General features: G+C 73.8%; 6 protein-coding genes and 2 pseudogenes. 5 read left to right on the forward strand and 3 right to left on the reverse strand.

The features are described from left to right. From ACFQ3T_RS33590 to ACFQ3T_RS33600, 3 genes and pseudogenes are all read left to right on the forward strand, one after another. A pseudogene (locus ACFQ3T_RS33590) lies at positions 1 to 1,103 on the forward strand (hypothetical protein); the annotation flags it as partial. Positions 1,104 to 1,137: 34 nt separating this feature from the next. Further along, complete coding sequence (locus ACFQ3T_RS33595; protein WP_380729697.1) at positions 1,138 to 1,653, forward strand: GtrA family protein; 516 nt, start codon at positions 1,138 to 1,140, stop codon at positions 1,651 to 1,653. A 35-nt stretch (positions 1,654 to 1,688) separates the two neighbouring features. Next, the gene (locus ACFQ3T_RS33600; RefSeq protein ID WP_380729688.1) at positions 1,689 to 2,240 is read left to right on the forward strand and encodes a GtrA family protein; all 552 of its coding nucleotides are present in this window, start codon (positions 1,689 to 1,691) and stop codon (positions 2,238 to 2,240) included. A gap of 93 nt (positions 2,241 to 2,333) precedes the next feature. Here the strand turns inward: ACFQ3T_RS33600 and hisN are convergent, their stop codons facing one another. Continuing rightward, positions 2,334 to 3,119 (reverse strand): histidinol-phosphatase, encoded by a 786-nt coding sequence (gene hisN, locus ACFQ3T_RS33605; protein ID WP_380729690.1) that lies wholly within the window; start codon positions 3,117 to 3,119, stop codon positions 2,334 to 2,336. Between the two features lie 33 nt (positions 3,120 to 3,152). On the opposite strand from hisN, the gene ACFQ3T_RS33610 reads away from it, so the two are divergent. Beyond that, positions 3,153 to 3,824 carry a response regulator transcription factor gene (locus ACFQ3T_RS33610; RefSeq protein WP_380729691.1) on the forward strand — a complete coding sequence of 224 codons (672 nt, stop codon included), beginning with the start codon at positions 3,153 to 3,155 and terminating at the stop codon, positions 3,822 to 3,824. After that, complete coding sequence (locus ACFQ3T_RS33615) at positions 3,824 to 5,098, forward strand: ATP-binding protein (RefSeq protein WP_380729693.1); 1,275 nt, start codon at positions 3,824 to 3,826, stop codon at positions 5,096 to 5,098. The genes ACFQ3T_RS33610 and ACFQ3T_RS33615 overlap by 1 nt, the downstream gene beginning before the upstream one ends. 58 nt (positions 5,099 to 5,156) lie before the next feature. Here the strand turns inward: ACFQ3T_RS33615 and ACFQ3T_RS33620 are convergent. Both ACFQ3T_RS33620 and ACFQ3T_RS33625 read right to left on the reverse strand, forming a co-directional pair. After that, positions 5,157 to 5,405, reverse strand: a pseudogene (locus ACFQ3T_RS33620) (hypothetical protein); the annotation flags it as partial. Then, on the reverse strand, positions 5,402 to 5,904 hold a 503-nt coding region (locus ACFQ3T_RS33625), incomplete at its 5' end, for a TNT domain-containing protein (RefSeq protein WP_380729695.1). The pseudogene ACFQ3T_RS33620 and the gene ACFQ3T_RS33625, both read right to left, overlap by 4 nt.

The raw sequence follows: 5,904 nt of genomic DNA on the forward strand, positions 1-5,904 counted from the left end.
CCGCGCCCGCGCCGCGGCCGACACCGCCGAATCTCGTGCCGACCGCTCCCGCCGGCTTCACGCTGACGCCCGGCGACGAGCCCGTCGAGCTGCCGGTCACCGTCCGCAACACGGGGGAGACGGCGTCCGAGCCGGTCAGCGCCGCGCTGGACCTGCCGCCCGGCGTCCGGTCCGTCGGGGCCGCGCCGACGTTCGCGGGCGCGCGCCTGGTCCGGTTCGACGGTGCTCCCGAGCAGTCCGTCACCTGCCCCGCCGGCAGCGGCACGGTGACGTGCACGACCTCGCGGGGCATCGCACCCGGCGGCACGGCCACGTTCGTGTTCCGCCTCCAGGCCGACCCGGACGCGCAGGGCGGTCGGATCACCGGCACGCTCAGCGCGGGCGTCTCGCTCAGCGTGTCGATCCAGGTCACGGTCGACGTGCGGCCGGTGCACGACGACCTGGAACTCCTGGTCCACAAGTGGCAGCACGGGTTCTGGGACCCGCGCCTCGACATCAGGGCCACCAACACCGGCGGCCGGGACGGTCACCTGCGGCTGGTCGTGGAGTCGAGCGAGCACGTCACGCTGGTCGCGCTGTGGCCCGGTTGTGACCGGTCGCGCCACCGCGTGGTGTGCGAGGTGCCGCTGGACCGCGGCGAGACGTTCCGCCTGCCGGTGTGGGCCCTCGGGTCGCCGCACCGCGACGGCGCGGTGAAGGTCAGCGCCACGCTCGGCGCCGCGGCCGAGAGCGTCGACCTGGTCCTGTCGCTGCGCCCGGGCGAGAGCGAGGGGCAGGCGCCGGAGCCGCCGGTCGGCCTGCCGATCGCGCCGGGTTCGACCACGCCGACGACCCCCGCGCCCACGACGCCCGGCCCGACGAGCACCGGGACGACGCCGACGACCGAATCCCGGACGTCCACGGCGCCGACCACGCCGCCGATGACGACCACCACCGTGCCGCCGACGACCACCACGCGGTCCACGCCGACACCGACGACGCCACCGCCGACCACCACCGCGCCGCCGACGACGCGGCCCGAGGACCCGTGCCCCCGGAAGCCGCCGGGCCAGCCCAGGTCACCGCACGACCGGGGTCCGGATCGTTGCCGAACCCCTTCGTAGTCGTTCGATCACCGCGCGGTAACCTGCCCCGGTGCTGCCACTCGTGCGCCGGGTACTGGGCCGACTGCCGGAACCGCTCCGGTTCCTGATCAACAAGCACCGCGAGCTGATCCGCTTCGCCGTCGTGGGCGGCACGACGTTCGTGATCGACAACGGCATCTGGTACGCGCTGAAGCTGACCGTCCTGCAGGACAAGGTGGTGACGGCCAAGGCCATCGCCGTCCTGGTCGCCGTCATCTCGTCGTACGTGCTGAGCCGCGAGTGGTCGTTCCACACCCGCGGCGGCCGTGAGCGGCACCACGAGGCCGCCCTGTTCTTCCTGGTCAGCGGCATCGGCATCGGCGTGAACCTGATGCCGCTCTACGTCTCGCGGCACGTCTTCGGGCTGCACTCCGAGATCGCCGACTTCGCCACCGGTTCCGTGATCGGGATGCTGGCGGCCACCGCGTTCAAGTTCTGGGCGATGCGCAAGTTCGTCTTCCCCGAGGCGGGCGTGCGGCCGTCCGTGCGATCGCTGCCGCTGCCCACGGAGCAACGCGAGGTCGCCTGAACTGGCGTTTCACGCGTTTTCCGTACACTGCCAGGGTGTCCGTAGTCGAAAACGTCGTCCTCCGCCTGCCCGAACCGCTGCGCTCGCTGGCCCTCAAGCACAGAGAGCTGCTCAAGTTCGCCCTGGTCGGCGGCACCTGCTTCGTGATCGACACGGCCATCTTCATCGGCCTGAAGACCACGGTGCTGAGCGAGAAGCCGGTGACGGCGAAGATCGTCGCGACCCTGGTCGCCACGATCGTGTCCTACGTGCTGAACCGCGAGTGGTCGTTCAAGACCCGCGGCGGGCGCGAGCGGCACCACGAGGCGGCGCTGTTCTTCCTCGTCAACGGGATCGGCATCGGCCTGAACTCCCTGCCGCTGTGGGTGTCGCGGTACCTGCTCGACCTCCAGGAGCCGCACCTCAGCCGGCTCGGCGAGGAGGTCGCCGACTTCGTCAGTGCCCAGATCATCGGCACCCTGATCGCGATGGCGTTCCGCTGGTACGGCTACAAGAAGTGGGTGTTCCCCGAGGCCGACTTCCGCCCGCGCCGCGTGACCAGGTCGTACGACCGGCCGACCGACGAGGAGCCCCTCGGCCGGCCCTGACGGCGGCCGACCGAACGCCGGTCCCGGCCCCTCCCCGGTCCCGGCCCGCGCCGGTCCCGACCCCGTCCCGTCCCGGCCGTGACGCCGGCGGCGTCAGCGGTTCTCGGCGAGCACCTTCAGCGCGGCCTCGTGCAGGTGCCCGTTGCTCGACAGCACGTTCCCGCCGTCGAACCGCGCCACGCCCGACAGGTCGCTGAACCGGCCACCGGCCTCGGTCACCAGCACCTGGAACGGCGCCACGTCCCACGGGTTGACGATCGGCTCCGCGGCCACGTCGATCGCGCCCTCCGCGACCAGGCAGTGCTGCCAGAAGTCGCCGAACGCCCGGTTCTCCCAGCACGCGTCGACCAGCGCCAGGTACGCCTCGCGCGAGTGGTATTCGCCCCACGTGCCCAAGTGCGTGGTGGACAGGTACGCGTCGGACAGGTCGCGCACGCCGGACACCGCGATCGCCCGCTCCCCCAACGCGTCCCGCGTGTGCGCGCCACCACCCGCGGATGCCCACCAGCGACGCCCCAGCGCGGGCGCGCTCACCACACCGACGACCGGCACGCCGTCCACGACCAGCGCGATCAACGTCGCCCACACCGGCACGCCGCGCAGGAAGTTCTTCGTGCCGTCGATCGGGTCGACCACCCACGCCCGCCCGGCGCCCGCCGTGCCGCCGCGCTCCTCGCCCGCCACCTGGTCGTCCGGGGCCTCCGCCGCGAGCACCGCTCGGATCGCGTCCTCGACGGCCACGTCGGCGTCCGTCACGGGCGTGCGGTCGGGCTTGCGCTCCACCACCAGGTCGCGCGCGCGGAACCGCGCGGTGGTGATCTTGTCGGCCTCGTCCGCCAAGCGGAGGGCCAGGGACAAATCTGCACGAAGGGCGGCCACGCACGGGATCGTGCCACGCCTACGCTGGGCGGTGTGAGCGTGGTCTTGTTGGCCGAGGACGACCCGGCGATCGCGGAGCCCCTGTCGCGCGCGTTGCAGCGGGAGGGGTACCAGGTCCAGGTGGTCGGTGACGGTCCGGGAGCGCTGGACGCGGCCACCCACAGCGGGATCGACCTGTTGGTGCTCGACCTCGGCCTGCCCGGGATGGACGGGCTGGAGGTGTGCCGCCGGCTGCGCGCGGGCGGGCGCGGCATCCCGGTCCTGATGCTCACCGCGCGGTCCGACGAGGTGGACTTCGTCGTCGGGCTGGACGCGGGCGCCGACGACTACGTGGCCAAGCCGTTCCGGCTGGCCGAGCTGATGGCCCGCATCCGCGCCCTGCTCCGCCGCCGCGCGCCCGGCACGGTGGAGGTCAACGGCGTCCGGGTGGACCTCGCCGCGCGCCGCGTCACCGTGGAGGGGCAGGAGGTGCAGCTCGCGAACAAGGAGTTCGAGCTGCTGCGCGTGCTGATCCAGCGCGCCGGCCAGGTCGTGCACCGCGACGAGATCCTGTCCGAGGTCTGGAACGACCCGGAGCTGAAGAGCAGCAAGACCCTCGACATGCACATGTCCTGGCTGCGCCGGAAGCTCGGCGACGTCCGCAGCGTCGAACGGCGCATCGCCACCGTGCGCGGCGTCGGCTTCCGCTTCAACACCGCCGACTGATGCGCAGCCGCATCCTGCGGGCCATCCTGCTCGCCGTCGCCGTCACCGGGTTCGCGCTCGGCATCCCGCTCGGCTACACGGCGCTGCGGCTCGTCGAGGACGGCGCGCGCACGGACCTTGCCGCGCGGGCGCAGCGGATCGCCGCGTCCATCGACGACCAGATCGCGAGCGGTCGGCCGATCGACCTCGGGCCGGTGGAGGTCGGTGTGCCGGAAGGCGGACACCTCGTCGTCACGTCGGCCGGCGGGGTGCGGGAGTTCGGGCGGACACCGGGGATCGACGCGCTGTCGGTCGAGGTGCCGATCGCGCAGCAGGGCACCGTCCGGCTGGAGGTGTCGTCCGCGCCGATGCACACCGCCCAGTACCAGGTCGCGGCGCTCGTGGTGCTGCTCGTCGTGCTGTCGGTGAGCACCGGCACGGTCGTCGCCACGGTGACCGCCCGCAAGCTCGCCAAGCCGTTGCGGCACGTCGCCGCGCGCGCCGCCCGGCTCGGCGCGGGCGACTTCCGGCGGGACGACCGGCGGCACGGCGTGCCGGAGCTGGACCTCGTGGCGGACGCGCTGGACAAGTCGGCGGGCGCGCTGGCGCAGCTCGTGCAGCGGGAGCGCGAGCTGGTCGGCGACGTCTCGCACCAGCTGCGCAGCAGGCTGACCGCGTTGCAGCTGCGGCTGGAGGCGTTGTCGCTGCACCCCGAACCCGACACGGCCGCCGAGGCGCGGGCCGCGTTGGAGCAGGCCGAACGGCTGGCCGAGGTGCTGAACGAGATGCTGGCCGCCGCACGGGCCGCGCGGGCCGTCGGCGCGGAACCGCTCGACCTGGGCGCCGAGCTGTCCGCCATCGCCGAGGAGTGGCGGGAGCCGCTGCGACGGGCCGGGCGCGCGCTGCGGGTGAAGGTGCCGGAAGGTCTGCTGGCCCGTGCCACGCCCGCACGCCTGCGTGAGGCGATCGGCGTGCTGCTGGACAACGCCCTGCGGCACGGCGAGGGTCAGGTCGTCGTCTCCGCGCGCCGGGACGACGGCACGGTCGTCGTGGAGGTCGCCGACTCGGGCGCGGGCGTGCCGGACGAGCTCGCGCACCACATCTTCGAGCGCGGGGTGTCCGGCGGCGGGTCCACGGGCGTCGGCCTGGCGCTGGCCCGGGCCCTCGTGGACGCGGACGGCGGGCGGCTGGAGCTGTCCACCGCCCGCCCCGCGACGTTCGCCCTGTTCCTGCCCGTGCCGAGGGCCGAGGACGTGGTGGGCGTGACCTGGCGGACCGACCTCACGCCCCGCTAGTCGCCGGTGCTCCCGCCTGTTCGGGCTGCGCTTCCGATTCGACCGCCGGCTCCGCCTGGGGCAGCACGCCGACCGCGCCGCGCACGACCTGCGCCCACACGAGCCGGCCGAACAAGTAGTGGCAGGCGACGTCCTCGCTGGTGAACGCGGCCCAGTCGTACCGGTTGCCCTGCTCGCGCCAGAAGACCTCGAACCCCTCCTCGGTCGGCACCAGGCACCACGTGTTGTCGGCTTCCGCCCCGACCGACACCAGCTCGGCGGGCACGCCGACGGCCAGCAGCCAGCCCTGGATCGACTCGGCGTTCATCGGACCTCCTCCAGGTAGCCCAGCGCGACCAGGTCGGCGACCGGGTAGGTGGTGCGGTAGCGGACGCCGCCGCCGGGCTGGCCGAACCACTCGGCGGACAGCGTGAACCACACCGGCAGCACCTTGACCACGCGGTAGCGGTGGTAGCCGGCGTCCACGAGCGCGGGCGGCAGCGACCGGGCCGGGTACGCCGTGCCGAGCTGGGACAGCACCCGGCCCTCCGGCCCGCCGAACCGGTCCAGCTCGACGCCGACCGCGAGGACGCCCGGCTGCCCTTCCTCGTAACCGCCCTCGGGGAACAGCTCGCCGGGCGGCCACGCGTACTCGGGCGGGTCGGCGCGGACCAGGAACCGGCGGTCCCAGTCGCGTTCGTTCATGCCGGCCAACGGGTCGTAGCCGTCGAGCAGCTCCGGATCGGGCGCGCCGCCGGGCGTGAGGACCAGGCGCGGCCGGTTCGTCGCGGGCGACGGCGCGGTGGCCGGGGCCGCGTCCGCCGGCG

This window comes from Saccharothrix hoggarensis (assembly GCF_042678885.1).
GTDB lineage: Bacteria > Actinomycetota > Actinomycetes > Mycobacteriales > Pseudonocardiaceae > Actinosynnema > Actinosynnema hoggarensis.